Annotated in this window: 20 protein-coding genes; 17 read left to right on the plus strand and 3 right to left on the minus strand. The window is 48.0% G+C overall.

Annotation, left to right across the window (positions count from 1 at the left end; all coding sequences use genetic code 11):
* Nucleotides 1–158 precede the first annotated feature (158 nt).
* The 7 genes from NZD86_RS09270 (at nucleotide 159) to NZD86_RS09300 (ending at nucleotide 7,047) form a co-directional block, all read left to right on the plus strand.
* On the plus strand, nucleotides 159–725 hold the full coding sequence (locus tag NZD86_RS09270; RefSeq protein WP_268008650.1) for a site-specific integrase: 567 nt from the start codon (nucleotides 159–161) through the stop codon (nucleotides 723–725).
* A gap of 164 nt (nucleotides 726–889) precedes the next feature.
* Nucleotides 890–1,879 carry a biotin synthase BioB gene (bioB, locus tag NZD86_RS09275; protein WP_268008821.1) on the plus strand — a complete coding sequence of 330 codons (990 nt, stop codon included), beginning with the start codon at nucleotides 890–892 and terminating at the stop codon, nucleotides 1,877–1,879.
* Between the two features lie 126 nt (nucleotides 1,880–2,005).
* Complete coding sequence (gene bioA, locus NZD86_RS09280) at nucleotides 2,006–3,379, plus strand: adenosylmethionine--8-amino-7-oxononanoate transaminase (protein WP_268008822.1); 1,374 nt, start codon at nucleotides 2,006–2,008, stop codon at nucleotides 3,377–3,379.
* A complete protein-coding gene (gene bioF, locus NZD86_RS09285) occupies nucleotides 3,376–4,548 on the plus strand; it encodes an 8-amino-7-oxononanoate synthase (RefSeq protein ID WP_268046237.1) in 1,173 nt (390 codons plus the stop codon). The genes bioA and bioF overlap by 4 nt, the downstream gene beginning before the upstream one ends.
* Nucleotides 4,545–5,246 (plus strand): dethiobiotin synthase, encoded by a 702-nt coding sequence (bioD, locus tag NZD86_RS09290; protein WP_268008729.1) that lies wholly within the window; start codon nucleotides 4,545–4,547, stop codon nucleotides 5,244–5,246. Before bioF ends, bioD begins: the two co-directional genes overlap by 4 nt.
* A 64-nt stretch (nucleotides 5,247–5,310) precedes the next feature.
* Nucleotides 5,311–6,105 carry a 6-carboxyhexanoate--CoA ligase gene (locus NZD86_RS09295; protein ID WP_268046238.1) on the plus strand — a complete coding sequence of 265 codons (795 nt, stop codon included), beginning with the start codon at nucleotides 5,311–5,313 and terminating at the stop codon, nucleotides 6,103–6,105.
* A 645-nt stretch (nucleotides 6,106–6,750) separates the two neighbouring features.
* Nucleotides 6,751–7,047, plus strand: a complete 297-nt coding sequence (locus tag NZD86_RS09300) for an LSm family protein (RefSeq protein ID WP_268046239.1) — start codon at nucleotides 6,751–6,753, stop codon at nucleotides 7,045–7,047.
* Between the two features lie 551 nt (nucleotides 7,048–7,598).
* Here NZD86_RS09300 and NZD86_RS09305 read toward each other — a convergent pair.
* A complete protein-coding gene (locus NZD86_RS09305; RefSeq protein WP_268046240.1) occupies nucleotides 7,599–9,071 on the minus strand; it encodes an IS5 family transposase in 1,473 nt (490 codons plus the stop codon).
* Between the two features lie 604 nt (nucleotides 9,072–9,675).
* Here NZD86_RS09305 and NZD86_RS09310 point away from each other — a divergent pair.
* The 6 genes from NZD86_RS09310 to NZD86_RS09335 all read left to right on the plus strand — a co-directional run bounded on the left by NZD86_RS09310 (nucleotide 9,676) and on the right by NZD86_RS09335 (nucleotide 16,533).
* A complete protein-coding gene (locus NZD86_RS09310) occupies nucleotides 9,676–10,992 on the plus strand; it encodes a glycosyl hydrolase family 18 protein (protein ID WP_268046241.1) in 1,317 nt (438 codons plus the stop codon).
* 698 nt (nucleotides 10,993–11,690) lie between these two features.
* Nucleotides 11,691–11,894: a DUF1657 domain-containing protein gene (locus NZD86_RS09315; RefSeq protein WP_268046242.1), complete on the plus strand. Its 204-nt coding sequence runs from the start codon at nucleotides 11,691–11,693 to the stop codon at nucleotides 11,892–11,894.
* A 420-nt stretch (nucleotides 11,895–12,314) separates the two neighbouring features.
* A complete protein-coding gene (locus tag NZD86_RS09320) occupies nucleotides 12,315–12,842 on the plus strand; it encodes a type 1 glutamine amidotransferase domain-containing protein (protein ID WP_268046243.1) in 528 nt (175 codons plus the stop codon).
* 460 nt (nucleotides 12,843–13,302) lie between these two features.
* Complete coding sequence (locus NZD86_RS09325; protein WP_268046244.1) at nucleotides 13,303–14,712, plus strand: amidase; 1,410 nt, start codon at nucleotides 13,303–13,305, stop codon at nucleotides 14,710–14,712.
* Between the two features lie 843 nt (nucleotides 14,713–15,555).
* A complete protein-coding gene (locus NZD86_RS09330; protein WP_268046246.1) occupies nucleotides 15,556–16,230 on the plus strand; it encodes a hypothetical protein in 675 nt (224 codons plus the stop codon).
* A 24-nt stretch (nucleotides 16,231–16,254) separates the two neighbouring features.
* Nucleotides 16,255–16,533 carry a hypothetical protein gene (locus NZD86_RS09335; protein ID WP_268046247.1) on the plus strand — a complete coding sequence of 93 codons (279 nt, stop codon included), beginning with the start codon at nucleotides 16,255–16,257 and terminating at the stop codon, nucleotides 16,531–16,533.
* A gap of 276 nt (nucleotides 16,534–16,809) precedes the next feature.
* On the opposite strand, the gene NZD86_RS09340 is transcribed toward NZD86_RS09335, so the two are convergent.
* Nucleotides 16,810–18,057 carry an IS110 family RNA-guided transposase gene (locus tag NZD86_RS09340; RefSeq protein ID WP_268046248.1) on the minus strand — a complete coding sequence of 416 codons (1,248 nt, stop codon included), beginning with the start codon at nucleotides 18,055–18,057 and terminating at the stop codon, nucleotides 16,810–16,812.
* 484 nt (nucleotides 18,058–18,541) lie between these two features.
* On the opposite strand from NZD86_RS09340, the gene NZD86_RS09345 reads away from it, so the two are divergent.
* From NZD86_RS09345 to NZD86_RS09355, 3 genes are all read left to right on the plus strand, one after another.
* A complete protein-coding gene (locus tag NZD86_RS09345) occupies nucleotides 18,542–18,877 on the plus strand; it encodes a hypothetical protein (RefSeq protein WP_268046249.1) in 336 nt (111 codons plus the stop codon).
* Between the two features lie 545 nt (nucleotides 18,878–19,422).
* The gene (locus NZD86_RS09350) at nucleotides 19,423–20,244 is read left to right on the plus strand and encodes a site-specific integrase (protein ID WP_268046250.1); all 822 of its coding nucleotides are present in this window, start codon (nucleotides 19,423–19,425) and stop codon (nucleotides 20,242–20,244) included.
* Nucleotides 20,183–20,422: an Imm70 family immunity protein gene (locus NZD86_RS09355; protein WP_268046251.1), complete on the plus strand. Its 240-nt coding sequence runs from the start codon at nucleotides 20,183–20,185 to the stop codon at nucleotides 20,420–20,422. Before NZD86_RS09350 ends, NZD86_RS09355 begins: the two co-directional genes overlap by 62 nt.
* Nucleotides 20,423–20,606: 184 nt before the next feature.
* Here the strand turns inward: NZD86_RS09355 and NZD86_RS09360 are convergent, their stop codons facing one another.
* Nucleotides 20,607–20,888, minus strand: a complete 282-nt coding sequence (locus NZD86_RS09360) for a hypothetical protein (protein WP_268046252.1) — start codon at nucleotides 20,886–20,888, stop codon at nucleotides 20,607–20,609.
* A gap of 250 nt (nucleotides 20,889–21,138) precedes the next feature.
* Here NZD86_RS09360 and NZD86_RS09365 point away from each other — a divergent pair, with 250 nt between their 5' ends.
* The gene (locus tag NZD86_RS09365) at nucleotides 21,139–21,603 is read left to right on the plus strand and encodes a DUF3291 domain-containing protein (protein WP_268046831.1); all 465 of its coding nucleotides are present in this window, start codon (nucleotides 21,139–21,141) and stop codon (nucleotides 21,601–21,603) included.
* The last annotated feature ends 423 nt before the right edge of the window (nucleotides 21,604–22,026 follow it).

Genomic DNA, 22,026 nt, shown 5'->3' on the forward strand with positions numbered 1-22,026 from the left:
ACACAATCTAGTTTTGTATGATTCGATATGAGCCTGCAATCCCGTGCTACGAAAGGGATTTTTCAACATTTCATAAGTTCTACTTTATTTGTTCTCCGAACACATCATACTTATCGTATAATATCATATAATAAGTATCGTTCGACGGAGGGTCACTTTTGGAATTTGTTCAGCCTATTCGCGAGAAGAAACAAATTGATTCCATGAAAAAAATTCTAAAGGCCACAAACTTGAGAGATCATTGCTTGTTTATATTAGGGATTAACTCTGGCCTTCGAATTAGTGACTTACTGAAATTGAACATTCATGACGTGATGGATGACCGAGGTCGAGTAAGAGACCGCATTTCTATTCGGGAAACCAAAACAGGGAAAAGCAAAGACTTTCCGGTTGGGGATACAGCACGTAAAGCCATCATGGAGTATTTGAGCACTCGTACCTATACATTGAATGATCCCCTCTTTTTGTCCAGGAAGGGACGGCAAGCGTTGAAGAGACAGCAAGCCTATAAGATCATTAATGATGCGGCTAGAGCAGTAGGGATTAAGGAGAACATTGGAACACATACCCTTCGGAAGACTTTTGGGTATCATGCGTACCAATCTGGTGTGAGTCTGGCTGTTCTGCAGAAGCTATTCAACCACTCTGCCCCAAGTGTCACCCTGTCGTACATCGGTATTACACAGGACGAATTGGATGAAGTGTATCTGAATTTGAATTTGTAATCATATATTTATGCGGTTTTATATTCCTTTTATTGACATAAATATAAATTGGAGATTGCGTAGCCCCTAGTTTGTCCTGGTCTCCGTCCACGTCTAGATCGAATTGTTAACCTGATATATAATATAGGTTAACAATTACTCTGGAGGGATGAGTCATTTCACACATAGTGACTGCCAGGAGTTGGTCGGACGTTGCCCAACGTGTCACGCAAGGATATGAAATTTCCAGGAAGGAAGCGTTGGAAATCCTGCGTGAACCAGATGAACGGGTGCTGGACCTTCTTAGCGCCGCCTTTATCATTCGGCGCAAGTACTTCGGGACCAAAATGAAACTGAATATGATTGTAAATGCGAAGTCTGGAATATGTCCGGAGGATTGCTTCTACTGCTCCCAGTCGGCCATTTCAGATGCCACCATCGAAAAATACCCCCTGCTGTCCAAAGAAACCATCCTGGCCGGGGCACAAGAGGCGCAGCGCCGCAAGGCTGGTACATATTGCATCGTGATGTCCGGGAGGCGGCCGTCGGATCGCGAAGTAGAGCAAGTGGCGGATGCCGTCCGGGAGATCCGGTCTACGAGTGATTTGAAAATCTGCTGCTGCCTTGGCTTTTTGAGTCCGGAACACGCCGACAAACTGGCCGACGCCGGGGTGCACCGTTACAACCACAACCTCAATACCAGCCGTGAAAACTATGAAAATATCTGCACCACGCATACCTATGCAGACCGGGTGGATACGGTCGACAGGGTGAAGGATGTGGGGATTTCTCCGTGCTCGGGTGTCATCTTTGGCATGGGCGAAACAGACGAAGGGCGTGTGGATATGGCCTTCTCGTTGAAGGCGCTCGGTGCGGAATCCATCCCCTGCAATTTTCTGAACCCCATTGAAGGAACCTTGCTAGCGGGTCGACGGGAACTCACCCCCAATATGTGCCTGAAAATCCTGGCCATGATACGCTTCGTGAATCCGTCCAAGGAGATTAGGATTGCCGGCGGCCGCGAGGTGAATCTGCGATCCCTGCAACCGCTCGGCCTGTACGTGGCAAACTCCATCTTCGTCGGCGACTATCTCACGACGGAAGGGCAGTTGCCGGAGGCGGATTGGAAGATGATTCAGGATCTCGGATTTGAAATTGAAGAATCGGCCCTGTAAGGACAGCAGGCGTTGCGATTCGCGTGCAATCTGAACATTGGTTAGCTTGAACTCTCCAGCACTGTTGGCTGGAGTGAATGGCAGCGGTACGTGATCGAAGGGGGAATGTTAGTGGCCTATCAAGGCATGACCTATGAAGAACTGTATGAAAAGAACCGTCGGTACCTGTGGAACCCGTTTACACAAATGAAGGAATATTTAGCGGACGAACCGGTGATTATCGAGAGCGGCTATGGTTGCCGATTGCGCGATGTGAAAGGGAACGAGTACTGGGACGGAGTCTCTTCGGTCTGGCTGAATATCCATGGCCACCAGGTGCCCGAATTGGATGCAGCGATTCGGGAACAATTGAACTCGATTGCTCACTCTACGTTGCTCGGGATGGGAAACGTCCCGGCTATCCTGTTGGCCGAGAAGTTGGTCACGATTGTGCCGCGCGGACTGGGCAAAGTGTTTTATTCGGATTCGGGTGCGGAGGCCGTCGAGATCGCGCTGAAAATGGCCTTCCAGTACTGGAAGAACCGCGGGGTGGATGGAAAGACCACGTTTGTCACGATGCGCGAGGCGTATCACGGGGATACAGTGGGTGCTGTCTCGGTAGGTTCCATCGACTTGTTCCATCAGGTGTATGCGCCATTGCTGTTCCCATCTCTGAAAATTCCGTTTCCCAACCCCTATCGGAACCCGTATGGAGAGTCGGTCGAAGATGTAGTGAACGGTTCTCTGCGTGCGGTGGAAGAAGTTTTTCAGAAGCAGGGCGACCAAATTGCCGCGATGATTGTGGAACCGGTGCAAGGAGCGGGCGGCATGGTGCCGATGCCCTCGGGGTATCTGCGCGAGTTGCGGAACCTGTGCTCAGCCTATCACATCTTATTGATTGTGGACGAAGTGGCCACTGGATTTGGGCGGACCGGCAAGATGTTTGCCTGTGAACACGATGGGATTACCCCGGACATTTTAGCAGTCGCGAAAGGAATCACCGGGGGATATTTGCCGGTTGCTGCAACCTTGACCACCGACGAGATCTACGACGCTTTTTACGCGGATTACCACGAATTCAAAACACTGTACCACGGCCACTCATACACCGGGAACCAGTTAGGGTGTGCGGTGGCGCTGGAAAATCTGAAGCTATTTGAACAGAGAAATCTGGTGGCGGAGGTCGAACAGAAGGCGGCAGAACTCCATCACTACCTGGATCCGATTCGCTCTCTATCACACGTCGGGGATGTGCGGCAAAGCGGATTTATGGTGGGGATTGAGTTGGTCGCGGATAAGGCAACAAAACAGCCCTTCCCGTTGCAACAGCGGACGGGGGTCCGGGTCGCCAGAAGGTGCCGCGAACTCGGGATGTTGCTCAGGCCGTTGACTGATGTGATGGTTTTTATGCCTCCGCTAGCCGCGAAACTGGAAGAGTTGAAAGATATGACGTCCATTCTGTACCAAGCCATCGCCGAAGTGACGGAGGATCATCAGACGCGGGTGGCTGAAAGCAGATGAAACGGTTTCGGGACAAACTGAGTCAGTTGAAAGAGGCCGGGCTGCATCGCCGTCTGCGCACGATGAGCAGTGCTTCTGCGCCACGGGTTCAAGTGGATGGACGCTGGTTGGTAATGTGCGCGGCCAACAACTACCTGGGCTTGGTCGATGACGAGCGTGTGCGGGCGGCGGCGGTGGATGCGATTGTGCGGTACGGGACGGGATCCTCGGGATCTCGACTGATTACGGGGACGACAGACCTGCATGTGCGACTGGAGGCGGCCATCGCCGCGTTCAAGCAAACCGAAGCGGCGCTTGTATTCAACAACGGGTACATGGCGAACATGGCGGCACTTTCCTCTCTGGTCGGAACGGGAGATGTGATTTTTTCCGACGAACTGAACCACGCGAGTATCATTGACGGGTGTCGCCAATCGAAAGCATCGGTGGTGGTCTACCGCCACAACGATATGAATGACTTGCGCCGAAAGTTGGAGGATACTCCGGCCTCCGGGCAGCGGCTGATTGTCACGGATGGGGTCTTCTCGATGGACGGGGATCTGGCAAACCTGCCGGCCATCGTCGATGTCGCCGACACCTACGAAGCTTGGGTGATGGTGGATGATGCCCATGCGACGGGCGTATTCGGCCAACACGGAGGCGGCACCGCGGACTACTACGGAATACAGGCTGAGCGGATTGCGATTCAGGTGGGAACGTTGTCCAAGGCTATCGGATCAGAAGGCGGGTTTATTGCGGGATCGCGTGTGCTCATCGACTACCTGGTCAACTGTGCGCGGCCATTCGTCTTTTCCACGGCGCTGTCGCCACCCGTTCTGGCTGCGGCCATGCGGGCCATCGAGATTATCCAGACTGAAGGCGCTCGGCGGGATCACCTGCACGCATTGACGAAGCGACTTCGCCGCGGTCTTTTGGATGCGGGGTTTGAGGTTCTACCGGGGACAGCGCCTATCATCCCCATCATTCTTGGTGATCCGCTGCACACGCTGGAATTCAGCCGACGCCTGGAAGAGAACGGGGTGTTTGCCACGGCCATTCGCCCGCCCACGGTACCGCCGGGGACTTCGCGGATTCGATTCACGCTGATGGCAACCCACACAGACGATGACATTGAACACATTATCCAGGCTTGTATCGCAGCAGGGCGGGGATTAGGGGTGATTTCGTGAGTGGGTTATTCATCACGGCGACAGACACAGAGGTTGGCAAAACACTGGTGGCCGGCGGGATTGCGGCGGTGCTGAGAGCGAGAGGGATCGACATCGGGATGTTTAAGCCGATACAGAGTGGCAATCTGGCCATCGATCCGGAGGGGGACGCGGCCCGGTTAAAGTCTCTCAGCCGCGTCGATGACGAGTTGGAGGCCATTTGCCCCTTTTCCTATGAGGAGCCGCTCGCGCCGCGATTGGCGATGGAACGAGCCGGGCAAAAGGTCACCTTACATGATATTGTGAGTCACTACGACACGTTGAGAAAGCGGCACAGGCATTGGATCGTGGAGGGGGCGGGAGGATTGGTCGTGCCCTACACATCGGATGCGATGGTGGTCGATTGCGCCAAAGTGATGAACCTACCGGTGATAGTTGTGACCGGGCCGGACCTAGGTACGGTCAACCACACGGCACTCACCGTCGCCTATGCACAATCTCAGGGTTTGCAGGTGAGTGGGATTATCGTCAACGGCTACGGGCGCCGGCAACCCGTCGGCGTCGCGGAACAACATAATCCAGAGATGATTCGCGAGGTCACGGGCATCGATGTGCTGGGTGTGGTTCCGTGGCTGGGATCGAACCCGACGGCGTCCGCTATTACCCAAGCCGTGTCGGACAGCGTGGCTCTGGATAAAATCGAACAGTTGCTTGGATAGGCGGGTCTGTGGCCACTAAGTGGTCATTTGGGGGCAGCCATACGCCTGTCGGGAGGTGCGAGATATGAGTTTATTTAGCGTACGCATGCGTTCCTCCAGAGAGGAACAGGGCACGCCTGTACATATTTCCGGTGCGGAGCGAATCGTGGCAGAAACCGACCTAGAGCGTGTGGCCGCCACGTTCGTGCAGCGTGCCATGCAGCACAAGAACGGGACCCCGGATTTCGTAAACTTGTCCATTGAGCGCGTGTGTCCGGAGGAAATCATGTCGCTAGAAGCGCTGCCGATTCAGACCTGTGATGTGGAAGATGTCGAGGAAGGGCACCGTGCTGCTCACCACCTCCTGTGCGAAGCGGGAGTATCGTCAGAGTCGGCGAATTTTGCGATCGCGCTGCTAAAAGCAGGTCCGGCACCCGGAGGCCGCGTCATGCGCGGCGCCGTCCTACTGGACGCTGAACAACCGATTCGAATGGAGCCGGATCCCCATCGTGGGGTGCGCGTTTCCAAACTTGATTGGGAACCGAGTGTTTTGGAAAGCTGGTGCAACGGGATTGGCCATTTGGGAATCGCACGTCCAAGAGTGTGGGAAGCGATCGCGCTTGCGAGCAAAGTAACCGCACAACCAGAGGTGATCGCAGAATTGTGTTGGTCAGACGATCAAAGTTATATAACTGGGTATGTGGCCAGCCAGCAATTTGGTTATGTGCGGGTCACTCATCTTAAACCTTTGGGAAGTTTGATTGGAGGTCGTGTTTTCTTTATTCGTGCCGGTACGGACATTCAGTCGCTGATTTCCAGGCTTGAGAAACAGCCAGCCTTGGTTGATAGATTGCCCACAAGGCCTTATATTGAACTGTAAATTTCCTAATAACTCATCCTGCAATATTCAGAACGCGGTATATATGAACCGCGTTTTCTTCGTATTTCATACATCAGAGACATTCTTAAAGTAGAGAAAATTAGCTTTTACTATCCAATAAATGTATTAGCGTATGTTTTCGTTAAAATGTCGGTCCTACTCCAGACTGTGGTAAACACTTTTACTCAATCGTTACGCTAAGAAATACCCCGGTAGGGGTGCAAAAAAGTCGCCCCCCTTACCGAGCCATGATTAATAAACAGGGGTTGTGGTACAACAAGTTTTAGTAGCCGCATAAGCAGGAACGAGCAGAAAGAACAGGACAAAAATAATTAGGAATACAACGGCCCACCTTGTATCCCCTCCAAATACTCCGTACATACCACTTCCCCCCTCCTAAATGACTAGTTTTGCGGAACCGCGCCATTGTTTTTATCGCGTGGTGCTTTAATTCATGCTCACGTCGATGAAATGGGGCGGGCGGAATTCCCAAATGATGAGGTGGTACAACCCTAAATATATGAGAATTACACATTCGTCCTAGGTTACTGTAGAGAGGTCAATGATGGACAAATTAAATTAGGAATTCGTCCATTTCATTGGTTCGGCCTCCCGAATTAACTGTCATCACTAGGGGGTGACACTATGATTGGACCTGCCCACGCAATGAAATTTATCGGACAGCACGTCGTCTTTCGTACGAGGGATGGAGTCACACACCACGGAATATTACATTCCGTAACGAATGATGGAATTTACGTGCGGGCGATAGGAGGGCCCAGTACTAGACTAGCGACTCAATCAAGTACGGAAGCCGACAACATTGATTTACTAAAGAACTTGCCACAGTCTACAGATGACATTAAAGAGAGTTGGTGGCCACTTTACTTTTTTACTTGGTGGTGGCTTCTTGGGCTTTGGCTGTGGGCTTTGTGGTGGTAATGGGGCTCTGGTGCAAAAAATAATTTTTACACCACATACGGTGTCTATTTATCCGTGAAACAATTGTGCTTTTTAACACATCAGAGCCGGTTTGTTCGATAGGACGGCTACAAAGATGGGTATATACCGTCTCAGAATGGTTGTCTACGGACATACTTTGCAGCATGTCGCAACGTTAAGGAGGAACCGAAATGGACGGTTGTTTTGGTGGGTATACCCGTTGGGCTGTAGTATTCCTGATTATCTTCGTACTGTTTATCTTGCTTGTTCCTGCAGGCGGTGGGTCATATTAACACCCATTGAAAAGTGACACAGAGGGGGGAAATCAATGGGTACATTCGGCGGATATACCCAGTGGGCGGTAGTATTCCTAATTATTTTTGTCCTGTTCTTTCTGCTCGTTCCTGCTTATCCGGCTACTAAAACTTGTTGTACCACAACCCCTGTTTATTAATCATGGATCAGTAAGGGGTGCGACTGTTTTGCACCCCTACCGGGGTATGCTTTAATCGCTTATCCAAGGCACGACAAAGTAGGGCCTGCTGAATGATTTACACAGCAGACCCGGCTTGGCCAAAATCCAATCTCAATAGCTCGCCGAAAAGTAGCCAAAAAGGAAGGCGTAGCCGCCTTTCCAGATTCATGACTAACAGTTGCAGGATGATCACGGCCTCGCTTGTATGACGGAGGCGGGCTCGAATTAAACCAAGCCCATAGTTGCGCTTAGCTTCGCCGAATTTTCCTTCAACCGCATTACGCTCGCCCATGTCCTGGCGTTCCTGTTTCGCTTGCTCTTTATCCATCTGTTTGGATGGTCTTCCGAGTTTCGGACCACTCAACCGGATTTCGTACTCCTTGCAGTACTTGAGGTTCTCCCGCGTTCGATAAATTTTGTCTGCCAGTATGGCTTCCGGGTAGTATCCGAAGCGCTCCACATACCGCTCCACCGACTCAATGAGTGTCGTACTCTCATTGCAACTGTCCCAACTTGTCTTTTCCATCAAGGCGTATCCGTCCACGACGCTGATGGCGACTTTAGCACCGAACTCCACATTCGCTTTTGCCTTCCCACGCACAATGAGTCGAACGTCTGGCTGCGCGATGCTCACGATTCTGTCGTCCACTCGATGGCTACGAGACCGATACATCTCTCGTTGCTGGCGATGCAGTTCGCCAATGACCAAGAGATCACGATATTGTTTTCGCGAGAGCGCGGTGAGCGGTGTGTGTTGTACAAGCTGTTCGATGAATCTCAAGTCACGTGCCACATAACGCAACTGCTGCCCGATAGCCTTACGGATTTCTGAACGACTGGGTCTTCGATTCTTCGCTGTTCTCAGGTAGTCACGACGTGCTTGACGTCGCCGGTCTCTAGGTTTCTTCATGTTGCCAATATGGGGTGCATGGAGCGTGTCGATGATATCCCCCAACTTCTCGCGGGCTGAGTTTAGCAGCGACAAGTCAGTCGGATAAGCAATATCTGCGGGTGCGCAGGTTGCATCCAGAATGAGCTTCCCTTGATGGGCGCGTGGTTCTTGCGGTTCTTCTTGTGAGCGACCATTTTCGTTTTCCCCAGGTGAGGTTGGCGTATTTTCGTTGTCGCCATCCTCTTCCTCCTGGTGTGCTGCCTGCACAATCCATTCATTCACTTGATTGATAGCTTCTGGGCCGAGTCGTTTGCGAAAGTAGGTCAAAAGGGAAGGGTCAAAAGGCGGTTCTTTCTGATATGCCTCAAGACCAAAGAAGTACTGCAAGTACGGGTTTTCTGTGATGTGTTGAACCAAGTGACGGTCCGAAAAGCCTTCGCGTTCCTGAATGATGAGCGCGCCGAGCGCCATCCGAACCGAAAATGCTCGTCCGCCTCGAAGGTCCTTGATAAAGTGCTTGCTGTACTCCTGTTCCACTCGTCGCCACGGGATGAGATAGGAGAACTGAACCCAACGATTGTTTTCGCTCAGTCGACCACCAAACGGCAGAAAGAAACCGCCGGGGAGTATTTGTTGATCCTGATGATTCGCGTACATTGTCCGTCCTCCAAGTGCACGGTTTTTCGCCCGTTCCGCTCGAAATCCATACACTTGAATTCGACAAATCGCACCTAAAACCCTTGCTTTTACTGCGTTTTTGGTTCATTCAGCAGGCCCAAAGTAACCGACCATCAAATTTGATTACAACTTACAACAGTTTTCCCTGTTTGAACGTACAGTGGATTACTTTCTTTACGGCTATATGGATGTTCATTGCTTTAATGTCTTTGCACCTCGAGGGATAGTGTCGAAGAGTTTTCACTCAGTAAATCCACTGAAATTCCACTTCTTACAATAAGCACCATATATCGTGAGTTCTTCCGGTTATCCATCAATCCGACCCCTCTCATTCCGTTCCAATGCGTATTGGCGGGATTCCGGATACGTGACAAGGTAAACGACTAGGTACAACTTTTGTTCCCAAAAAAGTTTTATTAGCTCGAGAAGACCTACTGATTGTATGAGCCCACGTGTCTCATCCTCTTACTGCTTCATTCACGGTCCTTTCCTTCCAAAATATCACAAATATGTAGTCGAAGCAAATTCGTCTCTTGATGAATATGTTAACACTTGAAAGCAGAGGCGGGAGGCGAATAACAGAGTGTTTATTCATACAGTGGTAAGTGGAGACACCCTTGGTGATATTGCAAGAATCTATGGTACGACAACGCGAGAATTAGACCATTTAAACGAGTTAGCGACACTCGATGTGCTTGTTCCTGGGCTACATTTACTCGTACCAGGCCGGACTCGGAATGTGGCTCAACCGTACCGTATCCAACCTGGGGATTCTGTAGCCAGTATCGCTCAAAGGATCGGAATCTCTGAAACGAATTTAGAGCGCTGGCTTGGTTTCCGTGGAACAATCGGAACGGACTTAACAGCCGGTACAACGATTTGGGTTCCGAAGCCGGTCCCACAGAAGCGAACCATCGAGGTCAACTCTTATCTATTACCCTCCGGGAAAGTGCATGATGTTGAGATTATTCAAGGGATAAGCAACCTAACGTATCTATGTATCTTCAGCTATCAAGCTACGACGGATGGGGGTTTGCAAATTATACCAGATCAACAAGCTGTTCGCGCAGCAGCGCAATACAACATAACCCCACTAATGTCTGTTACGAACGGTCCGGGTTTTAGGCCCGAACTGGCACATACCCTCATTACGAACGTATCTCTTCGTGAACAATTCATCAGAAATATCGTCAATACCGCGAAACAACGGGGTTTTCGCGGGGTTAATGTAGATTTTGAGCACATGAATCCGGGAGATCGTCAACCATATAATCAATTTATTCACGACCTCGGCAATGCCGTTCATGCACAAGGACTATCTATTTCCATTGCGATGGGTCCAAAAACATCCGATGCCCCGCAACAACCCTGGATGGGTGCGTTCGACTACAAAACATTAGGTGCGGAAGTTGATTTTTTGATGCTCATGACCTATGAATGGGGTTGGGTTGGCGGTCCACCGATGGCGATCGCCCCGATCAATCAAGTTAGAGCCGTTCTCGAATACGCAACATCTGTTATCCCGAGCAACAAGATCCTCATGGGCATTCCCCTATACGGATATGACTGGGAGCTTCCTCATCAACCAGGTGGGTTAGCCTCGGGACTATCTGCAAATGACGCTCAAAATCTCGCGTTGGAGCGACAGGTACCGATCCTTTGGGATAACGAATCAGCTTCACCATATTTCTTATACGATGTGGACAATAAACGCCACATCGTTTGGTTCGAAGACGCTATGAGCGTGGCGGCGAAGTTTAACCTAATCTTCGACTTTGATCTTCGAGGTATTAGTTATTGGGTACTCCCAAACTCTTTCCCTCAAAATTGGAACCTTTTGAATGACGTGTTCGAGATCAGAAAATTGGCTAGCGCTAGTGAATCACCCTTCAATAGCTGAAACGTAATGATATGTATCCAACCTTTTAATTACACACGCACCTTGGTTCCAGAATGAACACATAAACTTCCAGTATTAACAAAAGTAACGAACGTATCTGGCCAAACACATTACTAGGGGCATCCACTGAGTATGTCGAGGTATAATCATCCCGCAATCTAGATGGTGGACTTAAACCACATGATTGCCGAGGACTTACAAGTCGAACTTGGTGGTCCCCCAAAATCTTTGAAACACCAAACAGCAATAAGTTTCTAACACAAGGCGGGTGTGTAAAGTGGCTTTCCTATCCGATAAAACCCGACTTCGCATCGCTGTCATAAAACACGGACGTGCAGAGGCCTTAGAGTTAGCGTAGTGCGCACACGCAGAAATCGGAGTCCATGAAAGTGTTATGTAGGTCCATCATCCTTTAACACAAATCGGTCGAGTGCAGACGAATTCTCGTCTCCAAATACAATCCTTACATTTATTCGGTATTTCTCTTTTGTATTCTAAATCGGCAGAGGTGATCGGCTTGTAGGTTGGTTTTTTCATGTATTTCTCCTTCGTAGTATAGAATCCCCAACGAATAGACAGTATGACTGAAATATGGATGTTTAATGCACTACGGAATTGAAGAATCTCATGTATGGCGAGTGAATTACCTATTACCTCAAAAGTCGCCTACAGACTGTTCTAAAAGGGGATTGAACATTATGACGGTTTATAGTCAAGTAAAACAGACGCTAGCAGGGTTAAAAAGTGCACAAGCAAGCTTCGAACAATTTGCTCTGCAAACCCAGAACCAGCAGGCAAAACAACTGTACACAGATGCTGCGAATCAAACAAACACCATTGTTAATACGTTGGAGCAACGTGTTCAACAGTTAGAGCAAGAAGAACCACAATACAAAGGCTAAATAGTATGACAAACGGAAGTTGGCCCCGAAGTCGCTTCCGTCTTTTTATTCGGGCCACCTAGCTCGATGATAACTTAGTCCGAGGTTGGGGAAAGCTTCATTCCGGATATTAAAACCGAAAATCCCTTTCGGACCTGTTTTATCGGCTGATAAGGTGAGCTCGTGAAAGCCTATCCAAGCAGTAACTAACATGTTATAAATCAGAATCTGCATCATAGCACCTTTGCGTGAACGACGATTCATCTGTAGCCTTGTACAACTCCCTACCCACTTTTCGGCAGACATTACGGCCCCGTTCTACAGCTTCCTGGATTCTTGTGCAGTCCTCTGTAGAACCCTACATACTTTTAGGGGAATCCAAAAACGGGCACTGTAGAGCGTGGGCACCAACTCATTATTTTTAGAAGGAGTTAAGCAGATATGAAGAGAGTTGCTTTCCTGCTGGCCAAAGAATTTGAGGATTCAGAAATGCAAAAACCGTACGAAGCAATCAAAGGAGCGGGCTACGAAACGGTCATTGTCGGGTTGAAAAAAGGTGAACAACTCACAGGAAAGAACAAGAAGGCTATGTATACGGCCGATACTTCCATTGACGAAGTGAAGGCTGATCAGTTTGACGCGGTCGTCATTCCGGGCGGATCGTCACCGGAAAACTTGCGTCTCAACAAACAGATACAGCAGTTTGTCAAGGACATGGACAGTGAGGGCAAACTAATTTCGGCGATCTGCCATGGGCCGCAAATTCTAATTAGCGCAGGTCTTGCCAAAGGCAAGACGTTGACGTGCTACCCTCCTTTGAAAGATGACCTTATCAATGCGGGTGCCAACTACGTCGATCAAGAGGTGGTCGTCGATGGCAACTACGTTTCGTCGCGCATGCCAGCTGACGAACCGGCGTTCATCCGGGAAACACTGAACAAACTGGGAACGCCCGTTACCCAGTCTTAACGCTAACATTATAAAGCCCCGGCTGTCCGGGGCCTTTATCGAACCTTCCCAAATAGCCCATGCTATTCCGGATTTTTTACGGTCTGTTTTGGGTGTATGGCGGGTACCTTAAGGTCTCTTAGTCTGTTTTGCGATCAATTCGGCCAAAGCCTTCGTGATGCAGGAATGACTCTGTAACAATTAAGAGCCAAGCCGGAACTCAGGCTAACACTCAACAACAGTAGTGGCTGCGAGTGGGCCCGCAACAGCTTCAACGCGCTCAACAAAAAACCAGCAAATTCAATCCACAGCTACAATCAACAAAATGACTCGCTTCACCAGTAGATAGGAGAAGGATTAATTGACCCTTCGTTTCTGAGAAGGGCACAGTGAAAGCGCAACGCGTAAATGCCGAACCATTTCAGGGATATTTGTTATCTGCCTTTCGCACAGATGGAGGTTAAAGGAGGCTTTGTGAGCCATGCAGTTAGCCACATTGGCACAGCATATTCGAGACAAAGAAATTTCCCCTGTAGAGGTCACTCACGATGTGCTTAAACGCATCCATTCGCTAAACCCGATACTTAACGCATACGGGACTGTATTGGAAGAACAAGCGTTGGAAGACGCAAAAGCTGCCGAACGTGAAATCATGTCCGGCGTCTATCGGGGTCCTTTGCACGGTGTGCCGATTGGTCTGAAAGATCTAATCTTCACCAAAGGTATTCGAACCACGATGGGTTCTAAAGTTTACGCAAATTTCGTTCCCGAAGAAAATGCTACCGTAGTCGAGCGAATTAGAGATGCAGGCGGAATCGTACTGGGTAAACTGAATATGGATGAATTCGCCTACGGGTCAACCGGTGATAAGTCGTATTTTGGGCCAGTCAAAAATCCCTTTAACATTTCGAAAATCAGTGGCGGTTCGAGTAGCGGTGCGGGCGCGGCAGTAGTAAGCGAACTTTGCTATGGTGCCATCGGGACGGATACTGGAGGGTCGATTCGAATTCCATCTTCCTGTTGTGGAATTATCGGACTGAAACCGACTTTTGGCCGTGTGAGTAAATTCGGCGTATATCCGTTGAGCTATACGCTGGATCATGTTGGCCCAATGACTCGTTTCGTTAAAGATAACGCGATCGTTTTAGGTATTATCGCAGGTTGCGATAAAAAAGATCCATATTCATATGCAGAGTTCGAGGATTTTACTCGTTTGATGAATGACAGCATCAAAGGGGCTACTATTGGAGTTCCCTCCAACTTTTTCTTTGAACAAATCGATTCTCAGGTTGCGAAGGCATTGCAACATACCATAAGTGTCTTTCAAGACCTAGGCGCGAATATTCGATCTGTGACCATCCCACAAATTCAGACCATGAGTTGGGGTCAAGTCATGATCCAAACCAGCGAAACCTATGCGATTCATGAATCCACTTTACAAACCCATGCCACTGATCTGGACGTCGAGATTAAACAGCAATTACTGACTTGCGCAAGTACCAGGGGATATGATTACGTGAAAGCAACTCAACAAAAAGATCAAACCACAGTAGAGATTAATCAGATTTTCGATGAAGTAGATATCTTGCTGACACCAACCGTGCCTATTTTGCCAACAGATACTAATCAGCGCGAGATCCAGATCGGAAACGTGACGTATAAGGTGAATACCACATTGTTACGATTTACTCTACCTTGGAGCTACACGGGTAATCCTTGTTTGTCCATCCCTTGTGGATTTTCAGAAGATGGGCTTCCTATAGGAATGCAACTCGTTGGCAGGACAAATGAGGAAGCCCAGTTGTACCGCTTTGGATATTGGTTTGAGCAGACAAGTGGAGTATTGGATGAGAGGGAGGCGCTTCTAGCGCATGTCTTTCAAACACAATAAATTTGTGGTTGGAATCAATCGTGTCAGATATCATGAGGCATTGCCGTGGCAACTCAAATCAGCTCTTGGCATGTGAACGTTCCGAACTCATACAGAGTTAGTAAATGTTAAAGGCCGAACCCTAGGGTTCGGCCTACCGAAACATATGTGGTTATTGGCAGGGCGGCGTATCCTGCATCTCTGTTGACTAGTCGCCTTCAACGGCCTATCGATGACACGCTGCATTTCGACTAGCGCGTGGGGAACCTTTCCCACCTCAACAACCTTATTTAACATATGCTGTTTTCCTAATTCCATTATACACGTTTAGAGAGAGTTGGACAGGACTACCTGTACTTCTCATTCTAAGGAGATTTTTTACGTATTTAGATGTATAAATCATGAATATTCCAAACATTACGTCCGTGTATTCTGACAACTTCAGCACTTGACAAATACTAAACTCCTTTCTGCAAAGCTAGTGATTGTTCGTAAAAGAAGTTGCCGAGCCGCCCTGGTACACCAGGACTAACCAGTCCGACTTGGAACGTGCGTGTATCAGTTACGCCCAAAGTCACTTAGACGCAATTGTAAACGAGACAAAATTACTGCTATACAATCGCGACGTTCAGGAATTAACGCGCCTCGCGGATTCGTTGGGATATCGAGTGATACCTCGATACGAAAACAAGGAATCAGTTGAGGATGCAGTCATTCCGGCAATCCAAAGAGATGGACAAATAATGCTTCTGTAAAACAAAAACCTTTGTTCTTCCCCGACCACGCGGGACTTACCTGATCCGTCCCCGTGGAATGGGGCGATACAAAGGGAGCGTAGATAATCATGTAAAAATGTTGATTGGAATGATGTTTGGAGAATATGTTGTTGATTTCACTGTCGACACCGAGAAATTTTTGTTTCACGCGTGCTTTCAAGGTGAACAAGGCGTTACTTTCAAAAAATACTCTCAAGACGGGAAATCGAAGTGGTATATCCAACGTTTAAAAAGCTGCTCTCCGTATATTCCATATGGACTGTCACGGGCTAAATATTGGAGAGTGCTAACGGCATTTGCATTGAAAGGGACGTGTAAAAACCTATATGGAGGAATCTCTTTAAGACTGGTGTCCACACGAATTCCATGGATCCGTCTCTTAAACTCCATATCAAACCGTTTCGGCTATGATATGGTAAAAGCAGATGAATACAATTCACTGCGGACGGTGACGGATATGATAAACAGTCAAAACAAGGCTTTAGAACGTGATGTTGCAATGTTAACTGAAAAAGTGAAATCTCACGAAGCACTACTCGGTCAATTCTGCATACAGAACCAAAGTCGAATTGAGGAAATATCTGATATTCGTTCGGAACTGTCTACTTTAAAGGAACAAATGTATGTCGTTTGTGTCGCATTAGGAATACAATCCGTTGACGAGTTTTTGAATTCGGCACTACCAATGCAACTAAAACTTCTCGATGATGACGGTGATGGGTCTAAAAAACAGGCTAATCCTGTAGAATTCACAATCTGCTGAGCTTTAAACCAGGGGGTGAGTTTCTTGTCTTTAATCAAAGGATTCGAATCGATTGATATAGAAGATACCGACACAGCCCTATACAAAGTCCACGAGATAGTGAGACGTCCGTATTGTGTCCCTACTTATATCGTGACAAATGGGCGTGATCGTATCGTGCGAAGCGAATTCTGGTTAGACGGTCAAGCAATTCCACTTCATGTGATTCAAACACAACTTAAAAAAGGACAACATACCATTCCACTCAGCCATGCACGGAAAGTTTCAGAGCAACTCTTAGAGCTGCGTGTGAGGACCGAGTAATCCGGTTTGTAGACGGTCCCTTTATTATTAGCCAGGCCTACTCGGTCTGGCTTTTCTCATTTTTGGAACAAAAAAACCCTTGCTTACTTCTACAATGTGAATAAAGAGCAGCGGTACGATGTCAAGGCCATAAGTTAACATAATATCTTTAGAGTCGCTGCTTTTTTGGAGGTGGTGCCGAATTTAGCAACACTCAACTAAGCCCACCCTACCTAGCTTTTCACATTTTTCCTGTAAAGCTAGGAACTGGTGGCCCTGGTACCGATCACGTTTTTGTTATGCGCGTTGTCGGATCACCTCCGGAGTGTAGAGTCGGTTGGTCTTTAGCAGATAGAAGACCACCCGCATTAGTTTCCGGGCTGTAAGCGCAAGGGCACGTCCCTCGGCAAATTCTTTCGGCTCCGCTTTCTTCTTGGCATAGTACTCGGCAAAAACAGGGTCGTGCACCCGGACGCTGTTGGCCGCTTCAACCATGTAGTACTTGAGATAGCGGTTGCCAGAATGAATGAGTCGAGTTCGGTTTGCTGTGAACTTCCCGGACTGGTGAACTGTCCAAGCGAGCCCGGCATGCTTTGCTGCTTCCGTGTGACTCTTGAACTGGCTAACGTCCAGTTCAGCCACATTGCCAGAAGCGAAAATGGGACCGATACCGGGAATGGAATCGAGCGTTTGCGGGATCGTCGCCAAGTGGTCCTCGATGCCTTTACGCAGCGCCTTAAGCTGCTCTTGTGCCGTGCGAATCATGCGAATGCTGGACGCCATCGCGAGATTCACCGAGTCCGACATCGACTGCGGCAACCGGTACGAGGAGCGAGCGGCCTTCTGCAAGGCCTGAGCGACTGCCTCGGGGTTTTCGAAACGATTCTTGCCATGCTCGACAAGGAAGTCAATGAGACGATCCAAGGACATCTCAGCGATTTCCTCGGCGGATTCAAATTCCTCCATGACGGCCAATGACGTGGCAGAGAGCTTGTTTCTACGAAAGGGTCCAGTGATGGTATAGTCACTGAACTTGAGAAACAGGTTCGTCATGAGGAAATTGCTTTCCCGAGTCAGGTCCTGCATCAGGTGATAGCGAGTACGTGTCAGACGTTGCAGCGCCATGAGCGGTTCGCTCCACGTAAACGGATGCGGGAGAAGGCCTGTCCGAAGCTTGGCTGCGATGAACCAGGCATCCACTCTGTCGTTCTTGGGGGCGCTCAGGAAATGAGACTTCTTAAACTCCCGGATGAGGCTGAGATTAAAGACGTACACCTTACGCGGAACGCCGAAGTCCAAGTGACGTTGCAGATACATGGCGGCATGAGTTGAGAAACAGCCCGTATGTTCGAGGCCGAAAAGAATCTCTTCAGACTGGAGCTGTTTCGCCAGCTTGGTGATGCGCTCCTGAAACTCTAAAATACCGGGACGATTGTTGGTAACAGTGAATCGACTCACTGGTCGTTTCTCATCGTCCCGCGTCAAACAGCAAACCACGTTGGCTTCGCTGCTTACATCAATTCCGACAAATAACGGAGAGGGCATGGTATCACCTCCTTCGGCTGGGATGCAGATGTCTACGGCCTTGGGATGACCCTGGGAAACCCATGAACGACAGCCTTGCGAGCTATTGGAATACACCGGGCGTCATCGGTGCACGAGCCTCCCTCTGCTGGCAGGAGGGATGACTGACCGGGAAACAGTCAGCGTGTAGGTCTATTCCATGGGGCCAGGGGAACACTCTCAATTCGGAAGACACCCTTAAATAAGGGGCAACGGGGGCATTGGAACATTCCCTTGGTAAACACCTAAGGCTATTGTCCCAAGGTCAGCCCAAGGTCGCAAACAGTCTGTGTTCTGAGTTGATGGTCACGGTGGATGGACTCCTTACGGCTCCCGCGCTTACGCTTGGGCTACATCCTCCACCTACTAATTTTCAAGGAACAGAAATTTATAAGAGTAACTATTTAATCTGGTTTTATGTAAACCAAATCGGTAGCTGCTCTTAATATACAAGGGGGCATACAACATGAAAATGGTCTTTTCCGATCCTTCGTATCCAGTAATCTCGGTCGATATATCCGTGGATACAGATTCACGAATAATCCACATTCTCGACCAAAGTGAAGACACGCGGGCATTCTGTAAACTCTTCAACGAACTTTTCCAAGCGCGTATCCTTAAACACATCAGCGAGACGGGTGTTCCAGAAAGCTGGACTTGGCTGTACTACAATCTAGACGGAATAGTCACCGAGTACAGAAATGGATTCATGAACGTACCGTTTAGTCTGTACAAGTTAGATGAAACATTCGTGCCTGTTATAAATAAGCGATTACAGAAGACACACGGAGTAATTATATAGATAAAAACCAAATGTTTACATAAAAAACCTACTAATTACATTATTTGAAATATCACCGTTGCGTCTAAGCGATTATATCGATGTACTTAATAGTTTTATACCTCAAAGCACTATTTGGCCAATATACAAGCTTTTAGAGCCATTTTAGCAAGTTCGTCAAAAAATGCTTCACTCGTCTCGATGATCATGTAGAATTCCGTATATGGACAGTCGACCACAGTATGGTATTCTGACTGTTCAAGATCATCAACCAAATTATTTCCATGTAATATTTGGATAATACTACATAACCCAGAGAAAAAATTATTGGGTTTTTTTAACAATAGTTACTAGCGATAATCAGGCTTTATCACTACCAACAGGAAGTGTAATATATGGACGACATTGTTATATCAAAAAATGGTATTGATTTACCATCCATCGAATTCAATAATCTGGAAAACATAGACGACGCAGTACGTAAATTTCTGGATTCTGCAAATTCGAAGAGTACAAAGAAAAGTTATCTTAAAGATTGGAACAATTTTATATCTTGGTGTAAGACAATGGGATTCAAAGCTTTCCCAGCTGATGATGTGACAATTGGACGATACATATCATATTTAGCACTGCTCGGAAGGAAAAAAAGTACAATTCGTCGTCATCTGACCTCAATCGCTGAAATTCATAGAATGAATGGGGTAGAAGACGTTCCCACCCAATCGTTTGCTGTAAAGCGTGTTTGGAAGGGAATTCGCAACGATAAAAGGGATGAACGGGTTACTAAGAAAGCCGCAACGCTCATTGAAGACATTCGCGCAATGGTAGCTATTCAACCAAATTCAATGTTGGGGCTCCGAAACAAACTGATTCTACTTATTGGGTACGCTGGGTCGTTCCGGCGCTCTGAAATAGTCGGACTGAAGTATGAAGACGTAAAGTTCGTCCGAAACGGGGTTGAAATCCTGTTACGGCACAGTAAAACAGACCAGGAAGGGGAGGGACGAAAGTTAGCGATTGGGTACGGTTCCCGGCTAGAAACGTGTCCGGTTCGTAACCTGCAGGAGTGGTTTGAGAGGACTGGTATCGACTCCGGGTTCATTTTTCGGCGCTTCACACCGCAAGGTCGACTAACTGAATATGGGTTGTCTCCCCAAACAGTTGCACTTATCGTAAAGGACGCAGCTCGCGCTGCGGGGCTGCCCAACGCAGAGGATTATTCGGGACATAGTTTGCGAGCTGGTGCCGCAACGCAGGGCGCAAAAAATAAGGCGGATGCGCTGGTGATCATGAAACAAACAGGCCACAAGAGCAGGGCCATGCTTGATGAGTACATCAGGGAAGGTAGCCTGTGGGACGACACTCTTACTAATTATCTTGGGTTGTAGAACGGTTGTTTATTGGGGGGAAATCCTCTCTAAGCAACCATGGGGAACAGATATTACTGCTGAGATAACAAGTTTATCGAATTATTTTGTTACGAGTGATGGACGTGACTTATTTGAGGTCTTGTTCTTAGCATTAATGATTGACTTAACAAGAAAGACAAACACTGAAATTGGCTAAGCGACGGCGTCCTTAAACCTACCGCGCTTCTGTTTGCGGTCCTGGATGATTATGCACCTGGTTCTGACGACTGCGTCCGTCGATAAGGTGCGGGAGTATGTCGGCGGCATTGAAATTGTATAACTACTCAACTGGAATGCCACCGCCCGACCTTCATGCTTCCTGCTTCGCAGGTTTTCTTGTATTAAAACTGATTAACACCCAAAAACCGTACCGGCTTAATATCAAATTCCTGTTGCATTGGGATGGCAGTCAGCGCTGAACAAAGAGATCCGGAATCCTCTGCTTCAACAAGGATGTAGAATACATGGTCTGGGTGACCAGTAACGACATAGTGTAGCTTAACTGAGTGTTCCTTGCATAACTGCTGTATCGAAGGAAGAAATGCTTGCAAAGCCTTCTGAACGTCTTCATTATACATTCCGCATTGGTCAAACTTATGTCTTGCCGTAACGTGAAATAACACGAATGCCCCACTCCTCATGTTTCTTGATTACCGCTGACAACGTAATCATAACAAAGACGGCTTGTTGGACAAACGGTGCACAAACTGAAGAACCATTCGGCGGATGGATTGCATGAGTATACCCTTCTAAAGGGGCAACATTGTGTCACTCTTGGGCAGCTGAAGAAGCGTAAAGGATAAATAATACATTTGAGAGAATATCAACAATGAATTGAAGTAGGGAGTACGGGAGGGGATTCCAACGGCTTATATCGCACTATATACCTGTCCAAAATTGGAGCGTCCATACGATAATCCGGCTAACAAGAGCTTTGAGGAACTCGGTGGGAGGATTATGGAGAAAGTGAAGGACGTTCCGGGGCACATTCGATTTGTTTATGAGATGCCTGAACCAATGCCATGGCCCAACTACATTAACACAGAGACCGACTATCCAGCTTTAACGTTATCCGTATGGGAAGATATCGATTCCTTGTTTACCTTCTCCTACCGAGATAATCTACATGCGAGTGCCTTGAGACAGCGTAAAGATTGGTTTAAGAGAAGTGACCATCCCATCTATGTACTTTGGTATGTAGAAGACCCGAATACAGTGGACTATCACGAAGCAGTCGAGAGGATGAACTTTTTGTGTGAACATGGACCCAGCCCATATGCCTTTGATTTTCATCACCTGTACAATCAACAGGGAAATGTTATGCAGAAATCCAAGTAAAGGTTTGAGGAACCATTAACCATACGGACGAGTTTCAAACTTTACTGAATGATGGTTACAAATGAGACAAACGGGAGCTTATGCGATAAAAGCATTGCTCCCTTCTTCAACTAAATGGGGCGAATGTCTGAGAAGCACTCGGGTTTTCTAATACATAAATATACAATCATGGTTCGGAACTGTTACTGCGCTCTCGGAGCAGTTTAGCTGAAGAACCACCCTAGCGTGATCTCGAATCCAGAGAAACTTTATAAATGCACGTTGTGATCTGATTGACCCCCATTGCATAGAACCCTTTCATAACGTGGTTTTTATCCAAAACACTCCTCCTACTTAAATACTTGAAACGAGAAGGCCATCCTAACGGATTTGTTGGATTGGGCCTTTTCGATGTATAGATGTATACACCAACGGTAAAATAGC

The sequence above is a fragment of the Alicyclobacillus dauci genome (genome assembly GCF_026651605.1).
Taxonomy (GTDB): domain Bacteria; phylum Bacillota; class Bacilli; order Alicyclobacillales; family Alicyclobacillaceae; genus Alicyclobacillus; species Alicyclobacillus dauci.